The sequence below is a fragment of the Bacillus sp. 7884-1 genome (assembly GCF_002272245.1).
Classification (GTDB): domain Bacteria; phylum Bacillota; class Bacilli; order Bacillales; family Cytobacillaceae; genus Neobacillus.
Window position 1 is genome coordinate 54385 of the sequence record NZ_NPDD01000021.1, and the last position, 20036, is coordinate 74420.

Genomic DNA, 20036 nt, shown 5'->3' on the forward strand with positions numbered 1-20036 from the left:
TCGCCCAATGAAATAGTTGTCCTTAGTAATGTATGTAACTTCAATTAAAATGGTCATTCAAATAATAATAATTTTTGTTATACCTTCTCTCCACCCAAAAACATAAAGCAGAGCATAAATTATAAGGTTTTAGAGCATCGAACACATGTAATGAATACGGCTCAGAAAAAGCGGCACCCGCCCAGTCTTTTTTTTGTCTGTGCCATAGCATATTGTAACGTGTAAAAGAGGTGTCAGATTTGAAAATTTTATTATCCACTTTTTGGAGGCACCCTGTTATAGGGGGATCAGCCATGTACATCGAACAATTAAAACACGGCTTGGAAAATGAAGGACATGAGGTTGATATTCTCGCAAAACATCCAACTTTAAATGGATATCATATGGTAAATACCGACAAGTATATTGACCTTACAAAAATAAATATGGTAATAAATAAATGTTTTCAAAATTATTTTCATAATCTTGATCCCATTTATAAAAATGGTGAAAAGGACCGACATTGTTTTGAAATGGCCGCCAGTTATTTTAATCTGGAAACTTATGATTTAATTCATACCCAAGATATTTTTTCAACACGATTATTATCACGTGTTAAACCAAACAATACACCACTCGTTGCAAGTATTCACGGCTGTATAGCGACTGAATATCTCATACAAAAAGGAAATTCCTTTACTAAAAATCGACTGTCTAATAGCAAAAAAAATTTTGAATGGGAATATATCCAATGGCAAGAGCATATCGGTGCTGTATCAAGTGATGTAACAATTGTTGCAACCAAGTGGCTAAAGGATCTGTTAACAAACGATTTCAATGTTGAAGCCAACCATTTAAAAATTATTCCATATGCACAGGATATCAATGAGTTTCAAAAAAGAATGACTGAAATGTCCCCTGTCATTGCTCCCACTGGAAAAACCGTTATCGTATGCCCGGCTCGATTGGTTTTTATTAAAGGGCACAAATTTCTATTAGAGGCTTTGGCCAAACTTAAACGCCGGCGTACTGATTGGGTTTGCTGGCTTGTCGGAGACGGGAATTTAAGAACTCAATTAGTAAACATAACCAGAAAATTAAACCTAGATCAAAATGTAAAGTTTCTAGGCCCCCAAGAGAATATTCCAGCTATCTTAAAACATGCGGATATTTGCGTGCTGCCAAGCTTACAAGAATCCTTCCCGTATGCCATTATGGAAGCTCAAATAGCCGGCAAACCTGTAGTGGTTACGGATGCAGGCGGAATGCCCGAAGCAGTCATCCATGGGCAAACTGGTTTAATATCTCCAAGAGGAAACAGCGAATCCTTATTTCATAATATAAATGAATTGTTGGAAAACGGGCATCTTCGAAATGTCATGGCCTCAAACGCTCTAAAGTGTGGGAAAGAGAATTGGGCCTTGGAGAAAATGATTGACAAAACATTAGCTATCTATGAACAGGTTATTAAAATAAAAAGAGGGGGAGATGTTGGGTGAAAATAAATAAAACAAATTTCAATCATGGATGGAAGAAGATGCAGAATTGGCCGCAGCAAAATCAATTGAAAACAAGACTTATTCAGCAATCGCTGCATTACAATCAATACGGAAGACCGATTAAGCAATTTAGAAAGATGCAACCATCACAGACACTTCAACAACGAAGACAACCTGGAAAATCATCACTGATTAATCAACAGCGAAGACAGCCCATTAGACCATTACGGACACTTCAACAGCAAAGACAACCCGGTAGACCATCACGGACGCTTCAACAGCAAAGACAACCTGTTAGACCATCACGGACACTTCAACAGCAAAGACAACCTGTTAGACCATCACAGACACTTCAACAGCAAAGACAACCCGTTAGACCATCACGGACACTTCAACAGCAAAGACAACCTGTTAGACCGTCACACATGAATAATCAGCAAAGACAGAGGGTAAAACCTTCTCTCCCCAGTCCAAGGATTAGAAGAAGAAGTCAGCTAGAAAAAACGGTAAATAGAAAGAGATTTTTTACTCCACAGGACCTTTTAATGTTGGCTCCAAAACAAGACAAAGCAATGTGGGAATTGATTATCAGCAGGCTTCCTAGCAATTATTCTATTCCTGATCCTGAATTTATTCATATCTATAATTCTTATAATAACCGTAAACAGTAACAAATCGAATAATACTTGCGGCCCCTGTCAGCAACAGCAGTCGATGACGGGGGCATTTTATTTTTTCGAAAGATTTTTGCCCCTATTACACTCCCCCTTGCCCTGCTTTTTAACATTAAGCTATCAAAATGATGTTAAAAATCGTACAAGCTGGCCTATGTATTTCAACTAAATAATAGAAAATTGGTAAATATATCAAATTCAATTGGTGAACATAGCAATAGGTTGCCATTGCAACATGAAGATAGCCGCATAATCTATTAAGAAAAGAAAAGGCCAAGCATGAAATGAAAACCAAAAATCCTATTCCACTAAGGGGTGATAATACAGTGAAAGTAATGACCATTTTAGGGACTCGGCCTGAAATTATTCGTCTAAGCCTCATTATAAAAAAATTAGATTATTTTGCTGAACAGCACACTTTAGTTCATACAGGACAAAATTTCACTTCGTCATTGAGTGATATATTTTTTGAGCAGTTAGGGATTAGAAAACCTGATTTTGTATTGCAGGATCATCAGCAAACCTTTGGACAGCAGCTATCGGAAATGTTTAAAAATCTTGAGACCATCCTACTGAAGGAAAAACCAGATAAAGTTTTAGTTTTAGGTGACACAAACAGCGGATTAAGTGCTATTTTAGCGGAAAGAATGGGAATCCCAGTTATCCATATGGAAGCTGGCAACCGCTGTTTTGATCTTGAAGTACCAGAGGAAAAGAACCGTCGTGTGATCGACGCCATTTCAAGTTTCAATTTGCCCTATACTCCTCAAAGCAAAGAGAATTTAGTAAAGGAAGGGATTCCTTCAAATCGAATTATTCTGTCCGGCAATCCCATTTATGAGGTATTAGAGAATTACAAAAAACAAATAGAACAAAGTGATATCCTTAGCAAGCTATCGTTAAAAAAGGAAAACTACTTTTTAGTCACGACTCACCGTGCTGAAAATGTCGACCATGAAGACCGATTTCTAGAAATTATAAAGGGAATTAATTTGGTGGCTGAGAACTATCAAAAAAGGGTAATTTGCAGTATTCATCCTCGAACAAAATCGAGATTAGAAAGCAATTTATCTATAACGGTTCATCCATTAGTTGAATTTCATGAACCCTTTGGCTTTTTTGATTTTGTCAAACTAGAAAAAAACGCTTTTTGTGTGTTAACAGATAGTGGAACAGTCCAGGAAGAATGCTGCTTATTTTTCGTACCTACAGTAACCATTCGTAAAACCACAGAAAGACCCGAAACAATTGAATGTGGAAGCAACATGCTATCAGGGATAAATGCAAATAAGATACTTGATTGTGTTCATGTTATGGTAACTCAGCCAAAAACATGGTCCTACCCTGAAGGATACGACCATAAAAACGTTTCGGATAAAGTGATTAAAATTTTATTAGGAGGCATGGAAATTGTTTAAAGATAAAATTATTTTCGTTACAGGCGGGACAGGTTCGTGGGGACATGAATTAGTTAAACAGCTTTTGACATACAATCCGAAGGAAATCCGTATTTTTTCAAGAAATGAGACCAGTCAATTTGCCATGAAACAAGAGTTCGACCATAATCCAACATTGCATTTTATTATTGGAGATATAAAAGAGAAAGACACATTAATCGAAGCATGCCAAGGTGTCGATTATATTTTTCATTTAGCTGCTTTAAAGCATGTTCCGGTATGCGAGGATCAACCCATCGAAGCATTAAAATCAAACGTAATTGGAACGCAGAATGTAATAGATGCTGCTATTAGCTCCAATGTTAAAAAAGTGATTTATATTTCTACTGATAAAGCCTCAGACCCTTCCAACTTCTATGGGTTATCAAAAGCAATGGGCGAAAAACTAATTATTCATGCGAATACATTAAATACCGATACGAGGTTTGTATGTATCAGAGGAGGAAATGTATTAGGGACAAATGGGAGTGTCATCCATGTGTTTAAAAGGCAAATTCAAGAAAAGCAAAAAGTTGGAATTACAGATATAAGAATGACACGTTTTTTCTTAACCGTACAGGATGCAATTAAACTATTATTTAAGGCAACTTTTGAAAGCATCGGGGGGGAAATCTATGTCATGAAGATGCCTGCCTGCAGGATTATTGACATTGCCCAGGTATTAATAGAGGCTTCTAATAAGGAAAATATTAAGGTTGAGACCCTCGGGATCCGACCAGGAGAGAAAATACATGAATTACTTCTTTCTGCATATGAAAGTACAATGACAGTTGCTTATGACGAAGAATATTTTGTTATTTTGCCAGCCATTAATATTAATGGTTTAAAAGAACATTATGCACAATATCCCCCTGTAAATTTAGAAAGTTATAATTCTAGTACAGGATTAATGAGCAAAGAGGAAATTAAAGAGATGTTAATAAAAGGCGGGTTTATCTAATGAAACTATTGATTCTTGGTGGAAAAGGAATGGCAGGACATGTAATGACAGCCTATTTCACACAAAAAGCGTATGAAGTATTCTATACATCAAGAGTTAGAAAAGATCAAAACAGCCATTATCTCGACGTTACTGATTTTGCAAGACTAGAAGAAATTATTGAAACGATAAAACCTGATATTATCATCAATTGTGTGGGCATTTTAAATGAACATGCTAGTAATGACCCCTTATTGGCTTTCCAAATAAACAGCTTATTACCCCACCAATTGATGAAACTGATTGAGCGCCATCAAGGAAAACTAATTCATATTAGTACAGACTGTGTTTTTTCTGGAAAAAAAGGTGATTATATTGAAGATGATATCCCTGATGGTACTTCTGTTTATGCGCAATCAAAACGTTTAGGAGAAATTATTAGTGATAACCATTTAACCATTCGTACTTCTATCATAGGGCCGGAATTAAAAGAAGATGGGATTGGATTATTTTTGTGGTTTATGAAACAAGCCGGGGAAATTAAAGGATATACGAAAGCCTTATGGAATGGTGTAACAACACTTGAGCTAGCCAAAGCAACGGAAAAAATGATTATGCACAAGGTTACTGGCCTTTATCATCTAGGTTCAGAAACAAAAGTTTCAAAGTATGAACTATTAAAAATGATACAAAAGGTCTTTGAAAAGAATGATGTGAAAATCATTCCAGATCATGAAGTAGTGCTCGATCGAACGATTAAAAGCACAAGATCAGATTTTCAATACTTCGTTCCATCTTATGAAGAAATGTTAGTGGAATTAAGAGATTGGATGCAAAAGGAATGAATCCACAGCACAAATTGTTAATTACAGGGGCAAGTGGATTTACAGGTCAGCATGCATGCAAACATTTCGTGAATGCGGGTTTTGATGTTACAGCTATAATAAATAACAACGCTTATGAAAATGACGACGTTCATATAGAACGTTGTGATCTAACAAATAAAGATGAAGTTAATAATTTAATAAAAAAAGTCAACCCCCACTACCTTCTTCATTTAGCAGGACAAAATCACGTTGGACAATCATGGATAGATCCAATTTTTTCATTGGAAGCAAACTCCCTATCTACTGCCTATTTAATCGATGCACTTCGTCAAGAATATCCAGCTTGTAAAATCGTCGTTGCAGGTTCAGCCCTTCAATTTAACCCAGCAAATATGTCCACTCTTACTCACCCATATAGTTTAAGCAAGACACTGCAAGTATTAATCGCTCAATCATGGGGAGTTTTATACAATATGCATATTGTAATTGCTAAACCCTCCAATTTAATTGGACCAGGCTACTCAAACGGTGTATGTTCTATTTTTGCAAAAAAGGTAGCAGACATGGAAAATAATAAAGCAGAAAAGGTCCTTGAAGTGAATAACCCAAATGTCCAACGGGATTTTATCGACGTCAGGGATGCTGTGAGTGCTTATGAAACCCTCCTATTGAGGGGTGAGTCTGGAGAGATATATGATATAGCCTCAGGAAAGAACCACTCGCTGAAGGATATCCTTAACAGGTTGGAATCATTAACAACGGTGAAATTTGAGCTGAAATCTCAGTCAAATGAGATATTAGAAAGAAAGGCTGAAATAATTCCGATAAAACTAATGGAATTGGGCTGGAAACCATCATTTTCATTTGAATCGTCATTGCTTGATATTCTAAATTTTTACCGTGGAAATTTGAAATAACTAAGCAAGGAAAGTCACATAAAACGCATTAATTTCTATTAAAGAGGGAGAAATACATGAAAATTCTCATTACTTCGATTACCTATTCAGGAAAAATCGGTGTTTCAACCTATATTGAACAACTTGTACAAGGATTGGAATCTCAAGGACACCTTGTCGATGTTTTTTTCTATAATCCTTTCGTAAAGAACCAGAAAAAACGAATGACTACCCAAAACCAGGTTGCCGTTTATCGAGCAGCGGCTGCTCGGTTGTCTTTTGAAAGGTACGACCTCATTCATTCACAGGGGATCATACCCACAGTAGCTATTTCAGAAATAAGACCCAAAAATGTCCCTTTAGTCAGTTCATTACATGGCGCATTAGCTTTTAATATGTTAATCAATGGTGCAATAACAAAAAATACCGCTGTCTGGCGGCAAATGATGGATGTTGAGTCTAAAGCGGTCTCTTCAAGTGATATTTGCATTATTTCATCACACTGGTTAAAAAATGTTTTTCAAAGTCAATATAAAATCCAGCAGAATCAACCCTTTGCCATCGTTCCCTATGGGATCGATGCAGTAGAGTTTACCCGAAAGATGGAATTGCCTTCCCCAATTACAAAGCCAATAAATAAATTTATACTCGCCTGTACAGCCCGCTTAATTCCATTAAAAGGACAGCTATTTCTAATCGACGCGCTTGCCAAATTAAAACGCCAGCGGCAAGATTGGGTTTGCTGGCTTATTGGTGATGGACCTCTTCGTAATCAACTCACAAAAAAAGTAAATAGCCTGGGACTTAGAGAACAAGTGAAATTTCTTGGAAATCAAGAAAATGTCCCTTCCATATTAAAGGAGGCAGATTTATTTGTTTTCCCCAGTTTGCAGGATAACATGCCCTATGCCGTAATGGAAGCACAACTTGCAGGAGTCCCAGTTGCTGTTTCCGACGCCGGAGGGATACCTGAAATGGTCCAAAATGGCATAACTGGACTGATCTCCCCCAAGAAAGACAGCCATGCTCTTTATATAAACATAAAGAACCTTATGGAAAATAAACCACTGCGGGATAGCTTATCACAAAACGCGAAAATTTGGGCAATCGACAATTGGTCTATAGAGAAAATGATTCATCATACAATAACTGTTTATCATCAAGCATTACAGATGAGAAATTAATTAAATTGACAACAACGAGGTGGAATATTTTGGAAAAGTTTTATATTGTCGGTGGTGAACAAAAGGACAGGGTAGAAGATGAATGGCACCAGTATCAAAAAGGGATAATTATACAATTGGATATTGACAGCCAGCAATTCATAGACCGTCTAGAATATGTCTCTCCCCCAGAGGTTTGCCCTACTAATGACCCTTCTATCGTCTTTAAAGCAGGAACTGTAAAAAACAAACAGTTATACGTATGCACACAAACAGAAATACTTATTTTTTCTCTGCCAAATCTAAAACAGAAGGAATATTTGTCATTACCATGCTTTAATGATATCCATCATATCCGGCCAAACCATAATGGAAATTACCTTGTCGTTAATACTGGTTTGGATATGGTAATCGAGGTTAATAAAAAAGGAACTATTCTAAACGAGTGGAATGTTCTGGGACAAAATCCATGGGAACGCTTTTCCAGAACAGTCGATTATCGAAAGATTCTTACTACAAAACCCCATCAATCGCACCCTAATTATGTGTTCCAAATCGGTAAGGATATATGGGTGACCCGGTGCTTACAAAAAGACGCCATATGTTTAACTAAACCAAATCAACAAATTAAAATCGGTGGAGCAATTATACATGATGGGGTTTTGGTTGGAGACACCCTTTATTTCACAAAAGTAAGTGGACATATAGTAACGGTTGATGTTAAAACCCTTAAAGTAAAAAATGAATATAATTTAAATAGTTTTACCAATGTTGGTAAGAATTTAGGATGGTGCAGAGGGATTAAAGTGCTTGATAATCAAACCGTGATTGTAGGTTTTACAAGAGTAAGACCCTCCAGTAATCCATTGGATGGTAGCGATTTTTTTACACAGGAGCATGATGTTTTACCAACAAGGATTGCTTGTTATCATTTATCCCTACAAAAATTGTTATGGGAAATTCCTCTCGAACAGTATGGCATGAATGCTGTCTTTTCCATACACAGCGAGGATGAATAAAATGGATACTCAAAAAGATATCTACGCCATTTTGTGCGAATATAAGATTATATTCAAAATAAATTATCCAAGCCCATGTCGAAGTGACGGTCCATTAACCGTTCAAAGAATACATGGGTCTTGGACCGCTTTTCTCACTGTAAGATATCCAAAGCCACCACACCGACACCAGTGGAAACGCCCGAGCAAAACCTCGGCAAATTTCATAAAGTTAAAGTGGGAGCCTTTATAGAGCGGGTGAAGGCGGAAGCATTAGCTGAAAAGCTAAGAAGCGATGGTTAAAATGTTTAAATTGTATAAGAATAATAGGGTTACGATTTTCACTCCTCAACAAGGACCCTGACAAATGTTGAACACGTCTAAGTCGAACTCCCTCTAGAGGACGTCTATTTCGGGCCTTCATCTTCAGTAAAATTATGGCGGGCAATTTGATCCAGCCAATCATCGCAATCAAGACAGACCCAATGCAAGAAATGGCCTGTAATACCTCCACGAAGCCAGCCGCCCTCAAATCCATAATTTTGTTTACATATAGAGCACCGATAACCCATCGCAGAAAAAGAGTCGGACATAACATAAACAAACAAAGTAACCAACCTCCACTTAAACCTACATCGCAAAATCACCGTTATCTCTAATTGGGTTGCATAGTTGTGTATAATTTAGAACACTTCATATTACCAAGTCTTCTTGAACTTCAAGTTTTTATTGCATTTTACTGCGAGTGATTTGCCGATATCAGTTGATTTCACTTCCCCTTCCCAACTTATTTAAAGATAAGAGCATCTCGTTATATCTTGAGAAAAAATTGCCCTCTGGAAAAATATAATTTAAAGAATCACCATATTCCTGAACAAAATTTAACAGTGAATAAATCTCAATCTCTGTTAGTCTTTTACTCCACAGTTCATTCCGATTCCTATCAATTTTCCTAATGATATTTGTGGGGAGATTGATTGGAATACCTAAAAAGGATTGACAATCTGTTAATACTTTTTCTGGCTCTCTTATTAACTCTTCTTCTTTGATTAAGAAAATCCGATTTGATGAAATAGAATGGGAAAAATCTGAAATGGCTTTGTTAGTTTCGTACCAATATTCTGCTAAATAATTAATGTCTCCCCCTGGAAAACAGCGGTTTCGATCGAGTTGGGATGGAATACCATTAAAGAAACATTCCCAGCATCGGACCGCTTCCATATCTTTCTTTTCAGGCCAGTAATGAATCACCTTTCTGTTTAGTATCTTTTTAAGACTAGCTGTTACACTTGGCATATCGCGGTAAATCCAAATAAACCTTGCATCAGGAAAAAGTGCGTTGACGAACGGCAACTTGTTCCCTAAGTGGGGATTTTTATTTAAAAGGAATGCATGATTTAAATTTTTACGACCTTTATTTTTTTTCATTTCATTCATAAATGCACGTGACAATCGCTCTCTTTGACCAGGTTGGACGTCAGTTTCTTTCAGACAGGGACATTTTTGATCTAAAGTTTTCGGTGAGGCCATCGGAACATTTCCCACCTTAGACCAAACCCCACGCATTTCAAACGGGCAATGAATAATATTTGGGTGGTCGCCCAGCAAATCAGCCAGCATTGTTGTTCCGCTACGCATGCAACCTACCAAGAAAATTGGCTTTTCAATTTTCCAATTCATTTTATTCCCCCCCAAACAGACACTGTTTTTGGTAAAGTTTTATGTAAAAAGCGATTGTTGGCTGCAATCGCTTTTTACATGCTCATTTACTTTTTTACTTATTTTTCCCGTGCCTTTTATACATTTGTGTTGTTTGTTTCACCATTGCTTGTGGAGATACTAATTTGACATTTTTACCAATTGTTGGTTGAACAACTCTTCCCTGGTACAAGCCATTAGGTGAAAATCGTTTATTAAACTCATGGCATAAACACATAAAATCACCTCACTTCATAATATTATTTTATGAATGAGGCTTATTTTTGCTTGTACGGTAGCACTAGAATTGTTTTTTTGGGGTATAAAACTAATACCATCCTTTATAAAGTATTTATTTTAATTTGTAAAAGTCTACAGGGTAATAAGCCCCTTAGGCCCCGAAATAGTATGGAGGTTATTTGGTAAGCTGCTAGGATTAGAGTATGTATAAAATAAGTTGATAGGACTCACTGGATTCTTAATTTTAGTTTTGGTTCTCATTATTGAAGGTAGTCCGTAGATTGCGGATAACCTCGATTACAAATTCAAGTTCATTCTTTGAAAGCTTCTTTCCATCCAACACGAGATTATATTTATTCAAAAGCTCTTCATGAGAAGAAATATCGACTTCCCCCATAAACTTATTTTCTTCTGGAGTATAAGCATTATAGTCATCGAAAAAATAATTCATATCGACATTATAAACGTTAGCGATTTTTTTTAATAAATCCAATGACGGCTGATAAATTCCTCTTTCTATTTTAGAAAGGTTACTATAATCATAATTTATTTTGTTGGATAAATCCTTTAAGGTATCACGATGTTTCTTCCTAAGGACTTTAATTTTGCCCTTCATGTAGCCAGTCCTCACTTTCTTTTTTATTTAATTTTAGCTTGAACTACTAAAAATTGGTATATTTATCTTTTTTTTTGGTAGTTACAGCAAAAAAAAATAAAAAAATTGGTTCATAACACCAAAAATATGCATATACTTATATAGAAAAAATCATCCTTTTACAACAGGTCTTTGACCTGTTGTCTTTTTTTATAATTACCAAAGTTCGCTTTCCAGCTCCGATATTTTCAGTTAGTAAAATATTCACAGGAAATTTGTGATATTTTTTTATATCTTAAATTATATTTATAATATTTAATCATAATAATAAGTAAGATAAGATAATCTTCAAAAAAAGAGGTGCATTATTATGCATGAAATTAGCATTACCCATCTTATCAGTATGCTTATAAACGATTTTGAACATGTACATGGCAAGAACCGGTTTGAAGTTAAAAAGATAAATAATTCATTTATCTTTACAAATGTAAATCAGATGTTGCTAGATACCATAAAACTTAAACGTGAAGATATAATCGGAAAGACATGTTCCGAACTTCCTATAAAACGAGATTTGGCAGATAAGCTCCCAGCCATATATGATAAAGTTTGGAACGGTCAAGAAATGCTTCAATTTTTAGCTCCTAATACGAATGAGAATATATGTTTAGTTGTTGCTATAAGACCGATCTTGAAAAATGGAAAAACAGATAGATTAATTGGATGTTGTGTACCGATTGATGTTAAACAACTTGGGAGTTACTTTTTACCTTATTTTGACTTATAACTTAAATATAGATACCTATATTATATATAAGTTAAAATTTAATAAAAATTCATAATTGGTAATATAAGAAATAAACAAATAGTAATTGGTCAATTAATCAAAAAGATATTTGGAATGCGAAGGGTTCTGTTATTTTAAGAATTAGTTTCTATTTCTCTTTCATAAAAATGTTTATTAGCTTTAAATAAGGCATGATGAGTTCCTGCATCTAACCACCAGCTTTTTAAGATGCCAAATCTTAGACCATTTCTATTAATATAAAGATTATTTAAATCAGTAATTTCTTTTTCTCCTCGGCTTGAAGGATGCAATGAATCAATTAATTTAAATACTGATTTGTCATAAAAATAAATTCCTGTAACACATAACCTTGATGTAGGATTTTTAGGCTTTTCAATGATAGAAATAATTGAATTTTGTCTTTGATCTAATAATGCAATCCCATATCTTTCTGGGTCCATTACTTCTTTTAATAGTACTTTTGCCTGTTGATGTCCTTTTTGAAAATCAACAATAAAGGGCAATAAATCGTCATCAAATAAATTGTCCCCTAACAAAACAATAAACTTATCATCAACGAATTCTTCTGCACATTTTAAAGCATCTGCAATACCTACCCCCTTTTCATTTTGAATGTTATAGGACAAATTAACACCTAATTCTTCACCATAACCCAATATGTTTATAAATGGATTTAAATGTTGTTTGTTCGTAATAATTAAAATATCTTTTATTCCTGCATGTTTTAACTTACTTATTGGCCAATAAATCATTGGGTAGGGGCCAACTGGGAGCAGGTGTTTATTAAGTACCTTGGTAAAAGGTTCTAAACGAGTACCTTTACCTCCAGCTAGTATTACTCCTTTCATGACTACATCTTTTTCCATTTAAAATCACCCTTTATAAAGTTATGAAAAAAAAATGGCTGGTATAACTTTCCTCTTAAAATACTTTAGAATAGCCTTTTTAGGAGACATTGGGAAAAAAATCCCCCAATTGACATAGACCTAAAAACCATTTGTAGTTTAGTTTATTTAATCAAACCCTTTATTTAAGGACTATTTACTTCCTAAAGTAAAATTAGTATTCCTTTTGATTAGTTGCTCCCACCACCATTTATTATTAAGATACCAATGAATCGTTTGAGCAATCCCTGTTTTAAATGTATAAGCTGGTTTCCAACCCAACTTTTCTATCTTAGAAGGGTCAATAGCGTATCGTTTATCATGCCCTAAGCGGTCTGCTACAAATTCAATTAACTCTTCAGATTTTCCCAACATTTGAATAATAGTTTTTACCACTTCTAAATTCGTCTGCTCATTATGACCGCCAATATTATACACATCACCATTAACTCCTTCATGTAGGACAAGATCGATTGCTGAACAGTGATCTCGTACATGCAGCCAATCTCGAATATTACTGCCGTCACCATATAAGGGTACCTTTACATTATCTAGTACATGTGAAATTGTTAACGGTATTAATTTTTCAGGAAATTGGAAAGGCCCATAATTATTTGAACAACGTGTTATATTGATTGAAAGTCCAAATGTTTTATGGTAGGTACGTACTAATAAATCAGACGATGCCTTACTTGCACTATAAGGACTATTTGGTTGAAGTGGAGTTTCTTCAGTAAAAAATGTGGTTGGATCAACATTTAATTCACCATATACCTCATCAGTTGAAACATGGACAAATTTATTAACCCCCATTTGTTTTGCAGCGTCTAGTAATATTAGTGTGCCCAACACGTTCGTATGAAGAAATATTCCAGGATCTGTTATCGATCGGTCGACATGAGTTTCTGCGGCGAAATGGACAACATATTCAAATTTTTCTTTTATAAAAAGAGAGAAAATCGCCTCTCGCTCTATGATATCTGCTTGTATAAAGTGGTAATTTTCTTTTTTTTCGATTTCACAGTGCTTTGTTAAGTCACCTGCATAAGTTAATGAATCTAAATTATAAATATCGTAGAAGGGGTATTTATTTACCATATACTGTACGAAATTTCCACCTATGAATCCCGCTCCACCCGTTACCAGAATTTTTTTCTTTGCCATTATATCCCCTCCAATTTTAAAGTTTTTAAAAAGTGTTCTAATGATTCCTGCCAGGCAGGCAATGGATTGAAACCATTTTCGATTAACTTTTGTTTAGACAAGCGGGAGTTTTTTGGACGAATGGCTCTTGTGGGATATTCTTCTGATGAAATGGAATTTACTTTGGTCGTTTTGTTCGTTATATAAAAAATTTCTTTGGAAAATTCTGCCCAACTGCAAAACCCTTCATTCGTTGCATGATATATACCATATTTTTCTGTTTGGATCATATCCAATAATAAGCGTGACAACTCAAATGTATAGGTAGGAGAACCCACCTGATCTCCCACAATATTTAGTTCATCATGGGTTTCTGATAACTCAAGCATTGTCTTAACAAAATTGCTGCCATTCATTCCGAATACCCATGATATTCGGACAATGAACCATTTGTTTAAAAGAGACTGCACTACTTTTTCACCTTCATATTTAGTAAGCCCATAGAATCCAACTGGATTAGGTACATCCGTTTCGATAAATGGAACTTTTCCTAATCCATCGAAAACATAATCGGTACTAATATAAATAAACTTCGCAGCAAATTCTTTTGCCGCATTAGCCAAATGTGCTGTACCTTCCACATTCACTTTCCAACAGTTTTCCTTATCATCTTCTGCTTTATCTACTGCAGTATAGGCCGCACAATGAATAATCGCCTCAGGTTTCATATCCTGTATAAATTTGTAAACATTTGGACCATCCGTAATGTTTAAATCTTTTGACCCAATACCAACCATGTCAATTCCACGGATTACTCCCTCTCGAACAACATCAAAACCCAATTGTCCTGTATAACCTGTTACTAGAATTTTCATCATTTATTCTCCATAGATAAAATTATTTTCAGCCTTAGAAAGGGGTGGTGTATTTTCATCTTTCACTGATAATATAGGAGTAATATCAATAGGCCAAACGATTCCAATTTGGGGATCATTCCAAAAAAATCCACGGTCACACTCCGGGGCATATAACTCATCAACCTTGTATTGAACGTCTGCATTATCTGTTAATGTCATGAATCCATGTGCAAATCCTTTTGGGATAAATAATTGCTTTTTATTATCTGCACTAAGTTCAACACCTACCCATTTTCCAAATGCTGGACTTCCTTTTCGAATATCTACTGCCACATCAAAAATAGCCCCATTCGTGCATCGAACGAGCTTAGCTTGTGCTTTAGGTTTTAATTGATAATGCATTCCTCTTATAGTCCCTTTACCGATAGAAAACGATTGATTTTCTTGAACAAATTCTATCTCTATTCCGGCCGCTTGAAAAGTAGCATTGTTGTAGGTTTCCATAAACCATCCCCGATGATCACCAAATACCTTGGGTTCAATTATTTTTACCCCTGGTAGAGAAGTCTCCACAATATTCAATTTATACCACCTCTTCATTTAAAAATATGCGTCTATTTACCATTTAGACTAACATTGCTAATGGCAATTTAGATATACTGGAACCCTCTATTTTGTCCTCTCATATTGTAGGAAAGAAACTGTTTTAGATAAGTCAACATTACAATAGGTCTAATTCATGTGATAGCATAGTTACCAATTTATTTGGCTTTTGAGGATATTTTTCAAAAGGAGAGGTTGTTATGAGAAGGCTAATAATTCTTGCTTTGATTGGATTGGTAGCACAGCTAGTAGATGGCTCCTTGGGAATGGCCTATGGAGTTACCTCAACTTCATTATTACTTATGTTTGGTATTGCACCCGCTGTTGCCTCTGCCTCTGTTCACATGGCAGAAGTAGTTACTACCGCTGCATCGGGGGTTTCGCATATTCGATTCGGAAACGTGGATAAACATGTTGTCTACAGTTTAATTATACCTGGTTCTATTGGAGCTTTTATAGGTGCCTGTTTTTTAGGCAGTATCCCTGGTGACATTCTTAAACCCTATGTTTCATTTTTTCTGTTAATTTTGGGTGTCTTTGTCATTTATCGTTTTCTATTTAAATTTAATCCTTCTGAACAATTATCAAAAAAGAAAATGGGAAAACAGCAGATGATACCTCTCGGCTTTATTGCTGGCTTTTTTGATGCTACTGGAGGAGGAGGATGGGGTCCAATCGCAACACCTGTATTACTAACAAGCAACACGATGGAACCAAGAAAAGTAATTGGTTCAGTAGATACAAGTGAATTTGCAATTGCTGTTTCATCTACACTAGGTTTTCTTTTAACCCTAGGATGGTCTCAAATTAATATTCAATGGGTAGTTGCATTAATGATTGGTGGTATTATTGCAGCTCCAATTGCTGCTTGGTTAGTCAAGGTAATGCCTACTAATCTATTAGGAACTCTGGTAGGTGGAATTATTATCTTAACTAATATCAGAACTTTACTAGGCACTTTAGATGTCTCACCTACAATAAGTCTATTTGCTTATACAGTACTTTCTATTTTTTGGATACTTGCTGTGATTAACGTAATTAAGAAGATAAGAAAGTGAATCAATTAATTGTTCAAACTACTATCAACACAATCAATAGTAACTAATAAACTTTCCACTATTTCCCCAGAATGGAATTCGATTATGTACTCACAATCGTAAAACCTGCCATAAACAGTTTCTTCCCCTTCCAAATCATGTAAATAGCTCAAAGCAACTTTTTCCTTGACCATTGCCATAATTGGTAAAATGTCAGGGTAATCTTTTTTTAAAAAAATTGTAGAATTTTCTTTATATTTAAACTTAACTAACAAAAAGGACACCTCATTTAGGGTTTATCTGGTAAAAAAGTTTGGGTATGCGAATTAATCCCTGACGAATGCTCTTGGTGATTCTTCCATGAAACTGTTTATTGATACATGTCCCTACTTTTGTTTAATCGGCATATTTTTATTAAATATAATTCCGTTTTCAATTCTAATTTATCCCTTATAAAAAAATTTATAAGTTAGTTTCTTTCATTTTGCAATTTCGTTAAAAATAAGAAAAGAGCATCAAAATCCAATGCTCTAGTTTTTGCTTCTATACTTTTTGAATTTCCCCGTCAATAATGGTCATTTCAATCTTCGTATCTAATAGTTCGTCAGGATCTTCCAAAGCAAAGAGATTCTTAGAATACACCGTCATATCCGCTAACTTTCCTCTTGAAATGGTACCTTTTATTGCTTCTTCATTTGTTGCATAGGCTCCACCGATTGTGAATAACTTTACGGCTTCAAGCATCGAAATTTTCTGATCTCCATTCCATATGTCAGGCTTCCCAGGTGTTGTCCGAGTAACAGCTGCATGAATACCAAGCAATGGATCAACAGGCTCAACTGGTGCATCAGAGCCGCCCGCACAGATAACCCCTTTTGATAGTAGGGATTTCCATGCGTATAAATAAGCTTCTCGCTCCCTCCCTATCCGGTCGATTATCCATGGATAATCCCCCACAACAAATCGCGGCTGAATGTCTGCAACGATACTTGGATCCGCTAATCGTGCAATTAAATCTTCTCTGACCAACGAAGTATGGATAATCCGATCACGATAGTTCATTCTTGGAAATTGATCCAAGATATCGAGAACATCTTCTAATGCCTTATCACCAATCGTATGAACAGCAATTGGCATGGATTGCTCCCGTGCATCTTTTACAATGTTAAAAAGAACTTCCTGCGTTTGCATGGCTTCTCCAAATTGACTTGGATCGTCGTTATAAGGCTCAGAAAGCAGAGCTGTCCTACGTCCAAATGCTCCATCTGCAAATATTTTAATTGCTCCAATTTGCAGTTTCTCATTCCCATAACCGGCAAACATTCCTTTTTCCTTTAATGCAGGCAGGTAAGGATAATCAATCAAAAGATTACAGCGCAGGCCTTTTTGTTCATGATTGATTAATTCATCATACATGCGATAGGTTTGCGCAAGGCCGCCTAAGTAGGCAGGATCGTTGGTATGTACGCTGGTTAAGCCTTTTTTGATAGCAAATTTCATCGCATGACCCAGCCCATTCTTTAATTCATCGTACGTTTTGTCTGGGATATGTTTGGTTACGATCTGTGAAGCAGATTCCAATAGCATTCCTGTAGGCTTTTTTGTATGTGGATCCAATACCACACTTCCGCCCTTCGGTACTTCAATCAAAGGATGATACTGACTTATTTCAAGTGCTTTACTATTTACTAAAAATGCATGGTGGCAGATTCTTTTTAGGTAAATAGGACAATGTGGTGCCACATAATCTAGTTCCTCCATAGTAGGAATAGATCCTTCAGTGAAAAGATTCTCATCCCAGCCCATCCCAATTAACCATTTCCCAGGAGCGACATTAGCCGCTTTATCCTTTATTTTATCGAGTATTTCTGATTTCGATGTAACCCCCGTTAAATCTAAGTCTAGGAAATTAAATGCCACACCTGACATGTGTAAGTGGCTGTCTATCAGACCTGGGGTAACCATTTTCCCCTGTAGATCAAATACTCTTGCTCCTGCTCTTCCCCATTGTAATCTCATTTCATGATGTGCACCTAAATCTATAATCCTGCCATTCTCTACCACAACTGATTCAACCACAGGTTGATTGGTGTCAAGCGTATAAATTAACCCATTTGTGTATATTGTCTTCGACACATAGCCCCCACCTTGTAATTTATTATTATCTGAAATAATTATAAATGAAAATTCATTTAAAGTGCTAGGAAATAGCTAGAATTAGAGAACGGGCTAGAAAAGCAGTAAAAGAGCCCATAGGCGGGCTCTTTGATTTTATACAAGCATTTGGAATAGGGTACTGTCATTATTCACTTCGCGGAAGACAAACCCTTTTGCTTTAATCCGTTCCATTAAAGGATAGTAATCCTCTTTGGTTTTTAGTTCAATCCCGACTAAAGCTGGTCCAGTTTCACGATTGTTCTTTTTCGTATATTCGAAATGGCTGATATCATCATTGGGTCCCAAGACATCATCTAGAAACTCACGTAATGCACCTGGGCGTTGTGGAAATTGGACGATAAAATAATGTCGCAGTCCTTCATAGAGCTTCGAGCGTTCTTTAATTTCCTGCATACGACCGATATCATTGTTTCCTCCACTGACGATGCAGACAACTATTTTCCCTTTTATTTCTTCCGCATATTCATCTAACGCAGCAATTGAAAGCGCCCCTGTAGGCTCAACGACAATCGCATTTTCATTATAAAGAGATAGTAATGTGGTACAAACCTTTCCTTCAGGTACGACGACAATATCCTTCACGAACTCTTTACAAATGTTAAAGGTCATGGAACCGACAGTCTTCACGGCTGCACCATCAACAAATGGATCAATTTCTTTTAATGAAGTTACTTCACCTTTTGAAATCGACGCCTTCATTCCTGCAGCACCCTGCGGCTCGACACCAATTAATGTTGTCTCTGGAGAGAAATGCTGCATATACGTACCAACACCCGAGATAAGGCCTCCACCACCAATTGCCGCAAATAGGTAATCGATTTTTTCTGGGCATTCATTTAACAGTTCTACCGCAACTGTCCCTTGACCGGCAATAACGTCTGGATCATCGAATGGGTGGATAAACGTTCTATTTTCTACCTGACTGCATTCCATCGCTTTTTCATAAGCATCGTCAAAGGTATCCCCTACTAAAACAATTTCTACATGTTCCTTACCCCAAAATTTCACTTGATTCACCTTTTGTTTAGGAGTGGTACTTGGCATAAAGACTTTTCCATTAATTTTTAAATGATTGCAAGAATAGGCGACACCTTGTGCGTGGTTTCCAGCACTGGCACAAATAATGCCATTTTCTAATTCTTCCTCTGTTAGCTTCTTGATGCGATTATAAGCACCGCGGATTTTAAAGGAGCGAACACTTTGCAGGTCTTCTCTCTTCAAATATATATGACAGCCATATCGCTCTGATAATAAGTGATTATACTGCAAGGGAGTTGGTGAAATCACATCCTTAATGGTGTGGCTTGCAATAATGATATCCTCTACTTGAAAGGCTTTTTCTTTTTGGTCGACTTGTTGATTCATTTCACTTTCCTCCTCTTTCTTTTTAAAATTTGCCATTTTCTAAGGCTCTTATAGGTTTTTGTAAACAACAAAAAACCCGCCCCTTGTATAGGGACGAGTTTAACTCGCGATACCACCCTACTTCCGCAGCAAAAATCACCAGGCTGCGGCTCTCGATCAACGTATAATAATAATACGTATTCCATGTAACGGCGGCTTATTCCGGTATAGCTTACT

The 20036-nt window shown here is 36.1% G+C and carries 19 protein-coding genes and 1 other annotated feature (1 of these 20 running past the window's edge); of the genes, 10 read left to right on the top strand and 9 right to left on the bottom strand.

The window, feature by feature from the left end:
* The first annotated feature begins 230 nt into the window (after nucleotides 1-230).
* The 8 genes from CHI06_RS03360 (at nucleotide 231) to CHI06_RS03395 (ending at nucleotide 8433) form a co-directional block, all read left to right on the top strand.
* Nucleotides 231-1478: a glycosyltransferase family 4 protein gene (locus tag CHI06_RS03360; protein WP_257009151.1), complete on the top strand. Its 1248-nt coding sequence runs from the start codon at nucleotides 231-233 to the stop codon at nucleotides 1476-1478.
* Nucleotides 1475-2149, top strand: a complete 675-nt coding sequence (locus CHI06_RS03365) for a hypothetical protein (protein WP_095247015.1) — start codon at nucleotides 1475-1477, stop codon at nucleotides 2147-2149. The genes CHI06_RS03360 and CHI06_RS03365 overlap by 4 nt, the downstream gene beginning before the upstream one ends.
* 329 nt (nucleotides 2150-2478) lie before the next feature.
* On the top strand, nucleotides 2479-3570 hold the full coding sequence (gene wecB, locus CHI06_RS03370) for a non-hydrolyzing UDP-N-acetylglucosamine 2-epimerase (RefSeq protein WP_095247016.1): 1092 nt from the start codon (nucleotides 2479-2481) through the stop codon (nucleotides 3568-3570).
* Nucleotides 3563-4549, top strand: a complete 987-nt coding sequence (locus tag CHI06_RS03375) for a polysaccharide biosynthesis protein (RefSeq protein ID WP_095247017.1) — start codon at nucleotides 3563-3565, stop codon at nucleotides 4547-4549. The genes wecB and CHI06_RS03375 overlap by 8 nt, the downstream gene beginning before the upstream one ends.
* Complete coding sequence (locus tag CHI06_RS03380) at nucleotides 4549-5373, top strand: dTDP-4-dehydrorhamnose reductase family protein (protein WP_095247018.1); 825 nt, start codon at nucleotides 4549-4551, stop codon at nucleotides 5371-5373. The genes CHI06_RS03375 and CHI06_RS03380 overlap by 1 nt, the downstream gene beginning before the upstream one ends.
* On the top strand, nucleotides 5370-6272 hold the full coding sequence (locus CHI06_RS03385; protein WP_095247019.1) for an NAD-dependent epimerase/dehydratase family protein: 903 nt from the start codon (nucleotides 5370-5372) through the stop codon (nucleotides 6270-6272). The genes CHI06_RS03380 and CHI06_RS03385 overlap by 4 nt, the downstream gene beginning before the upstream one ends.
* A 56-nt stretch (nucleotides 6273-6328) precedes the next feature.
* The gene (locus tag CHI06_RS03390; RefSeq protein WP_095247020.1) at nucleotides 6329-7435 is read left to right on the top strand and encodes a glycosyltransferase family 4 protein; all 1107 of its coding nucleotides are present in this window, start codon (nucleotides 6329-6331) and stop codon (nucleotides 7433-7435) included.
* Nucleotides 7436-7464: 29 nt separating this feature from the next.
* Entirely contained in the window at nucleotides 7465-8433 is a 969-nt protein-coding gene (locus CHI06_RS03395) for a hypothetical protein (RefSeq protein ID WP_095247021.1), read from the top strand.
* Nucleotides 8434-9171: 738 nt separating this feature from the next.
* Here the strand turns inward: CHI06_RS03395 and CHI06_RS03410 are convergent.
* Nucleotides 9172-10092, bottom strand: coding sequence for a sulfotransferase family protein (locus tag CHI06_RS03410; RefSeq protein ID WP_095247024.1), 921 nt, complete (start codon nucleotides 10090-10092; stop codon nucleotides 9172-9174).
* A gap of 502 nt (nucleotides 10093-10594) precedes the next feature.
* Nucleotides 10595-10966, bottom strand: a complete 372-nt coding sequence (locus CHI06_RS03415) for a helix-turn-helix domain-containing protein (RefSeq protein WP_095247025.1) — start codon at nucleotides 10964-10966, stop codon at nucleotides 10595-10597.
* 349 nt (nucleotides 10967-11315) lie between these two features.
* Here CHI06_RS03415 and CHI06_RS03420 point away from each other — a divergent pair, with 349 nt between their 5' ends.
* Entirely contained in the window at nucleotides 11316-11732 is a 417-nt protein-coding gene (locus CHI06_RS03420; RefSeq protein ID WP_095247026.1) for a hypothetical protein, read from the top strand.
* Between the two features lie 134 nt (nucleotides 11733-11866).
* Here CHI06_RS03420 and CHI06_RS03425 read toward each other — a convergent pair whose 3' ends face one another.
* The 4 genes from CHI06_RS03425 to rfbC form a co-directional block, all read right to left on the bottom strand.
* Nucleotides 11867-12601: a sugar phosphate nucleotidyltransferase gene (locus CHI06_RS03425; RefSeq protein WP_095247036.1), complete on the bottom strand. Its 735-nt coding sequence runs from the start codon at nucleotides 12599-12601 to the stop codon at nucleotides 11867-11869.
* A 189-nt stretch (nucleotides 12602-12790) separates the two neighbouring features.
* Entirely contained in the window at nucleotides 12791-13801 is a 1011-nt protein-coding gene (rfbB, locus tag CHI06_RS03430) for a dTDP-glucose 4,6-dehydratase (protein WP_095247027.1), read from the bottom strand.
* On the bottom strand, nucleotides 13801-14655 hold the full coding sequence (rfbD, locus tag CHI06_RS03435) for a dTDP-4-dehydrorhamnose reductase (protein ID WP_095247037.1): 855 nt from the start codon (nucleotides 14653-14655) through the stop codon (nucleotides 13801-13803). The genes rfbB and rfbD overlap by 1 nt, the downstream gene beginning before the upstream one ends.
* Before the next feature lie 3 nt (nucleotides 14656-14658).
* The gene (rfbC, locus tag CHI06_RS03440) at nucleotides 14659-15219 is read right to left on the bottom strand and encodes a dTDP-4-dehydrorhamnose 3,5-epimerase (protein ID WP_095247028.1); all 561 of its coding nucleotides are present in this window, start codon (nucleotides 15217-15219) and stop codon (nucleotides 14659-14661) included.
* Nucleotides 15220-15440: 221 nt separating this feature from the next.
* Here rfbC and CHI06_RS03445 point away from each other — a divergent pair, with 221 nt between their 5' ends.
* Nucleotides 15441-16298, top strand: coding sequence for a sulfite exporter TauE/SafE family protein (locus CHI06_RS03445; RefSeq protein WP_095247029.1), 858 nt, complete (start codon nucleotides 15441-15443; stop codon nucleotides 16296-16298).
* 5 nt (nucleotides 16299-16303) lie between these two features.
* Here the strand turns inward: CHI06_RS03445 and CHI06_RS03450 are convergent, their stop codons facing one another.
* The 3 genes from CHI06_RS03450 to ilvA form a co-directional block, all read right to left on the bottom strand.
* Nucleotides 16304-16552, bottom strand: a complete 249-nt coding sequence (locus tag CHI06_RS03450; RefSeq protein ID WP_095247030.1) for a hypothetical protein — start codon at nucleotides 16550-16552, stop codon at nucleotides 16304-16306.
* 268 nt (nucleotides 16553-16820) lie between these two features.
* Nucleotides 16821-18413: an amidohydrolase gene (locus CHI06_RS03455; protein WP_095247031.1), complete on the bottom strand. Its 1593-nt coding sequence runs from the start codon at nucleotides 18411-18413 to the stop codon at nucleotides 16821-16823.
* 135 nt (nucleotides 18414-18548) lie between these two features.
* Nucleotides 18549-19820, bottom strand: a complete 1272-nt coding sequence (gene ilvA / locus CHI06_RS03460; RefSeq protein ID WP_095247038.1) for a threonine ammonia-lyase IlvA — start codon at nucleotides 19818-19820, stop codon at nucleotides 18549-18551.
* Between the two features lie 86 nt (nucleotides 19821-19906).
* Nucleotides 19907-20036, bottom strand: a binding site (T-box leader); it runs 123 nt beyond the window's last position.

Excerpts from the sequence above, each read along its gene's own strand:
- CHI06_RS03390 (WP_095247020.1), top strand. The coding sequence starts at position 6,329 with ATGAAAATTCTCATTACTTCGATTACCTATTCAGGAAAAATCGGTGTT.
- CHI06_RS03425 (WP_095247036.1), bottom strand. The coding sequence starts at position 12,601 with ATGAAAGGAGTAATACTAGCTGGAGGTAAAGGTACTCGTTTAGAACCT.
- rfbD (WP_095247037.1), bottom strand. The coding sequence starts at position 14,655 with ATGAAAATTCTAGTAACAGGTTATACAGGACAATTGGGTTTTGATGTT.
- CHI06_RS03385 (WP_095247019.1), top strand. The coding sequence starts at position 5,370 with ATGAATCCACAGCACAAATTGTTAATTACAGGGGCAAGTGGATTTACA.
- rfbB (WP_095247027.1), bottom strand. The coding sequence starts at position 13,801 with ATGGCAAAGAAAAAAATTCTGGTAACGGGTGGAGCGGGATTCATAGGT.
- CHI06_RS03410 (WP_095247024.1), bottom strand. The coding sequence starts at position 10,092 with ATGAATTGGAAAATTGAAAAGCCAATTTTCTTGGTAGGTTGCATGCGT.
- ilvA (WP_095247038.1), bottom strand. The coding sequence starts at position 19,820 with ATGAATCAACAAGTCGACCAAAAAGAAAAAGCCTTTCAAGTAGAGGAT.
- CHI06_RS03420 (WP_095247026.1), top strand. The coding sequence starts at position 11,316 with ATGCATGAAATTAGCATTACCCATCTTATCAGTATGCTTATAAACGAT.
- CHI06_RS03415 (WP_095247025.1), bottom strand. The coding sequence starts at position 10,966 with ATGAAGGGCAAAATTAAAGTCCTTAGGAAGAAACATCGTGATACCTTA.
- CHI06_RS03445 (WP_095247029.1), top strand. The coding sequence starts at position 15,441 with ATGAGAAGGCTAATAATTCTTGCTTTGATTGGATTGGTAGCACAGCTA.
- CHI06_RS03380 (WP_095247018.1), top strand. The coding sequence starts at position 4,549 with ATGAAACTATTGATTCTTGGTGGAAAAGGAATGGCAGGACATGTAATG.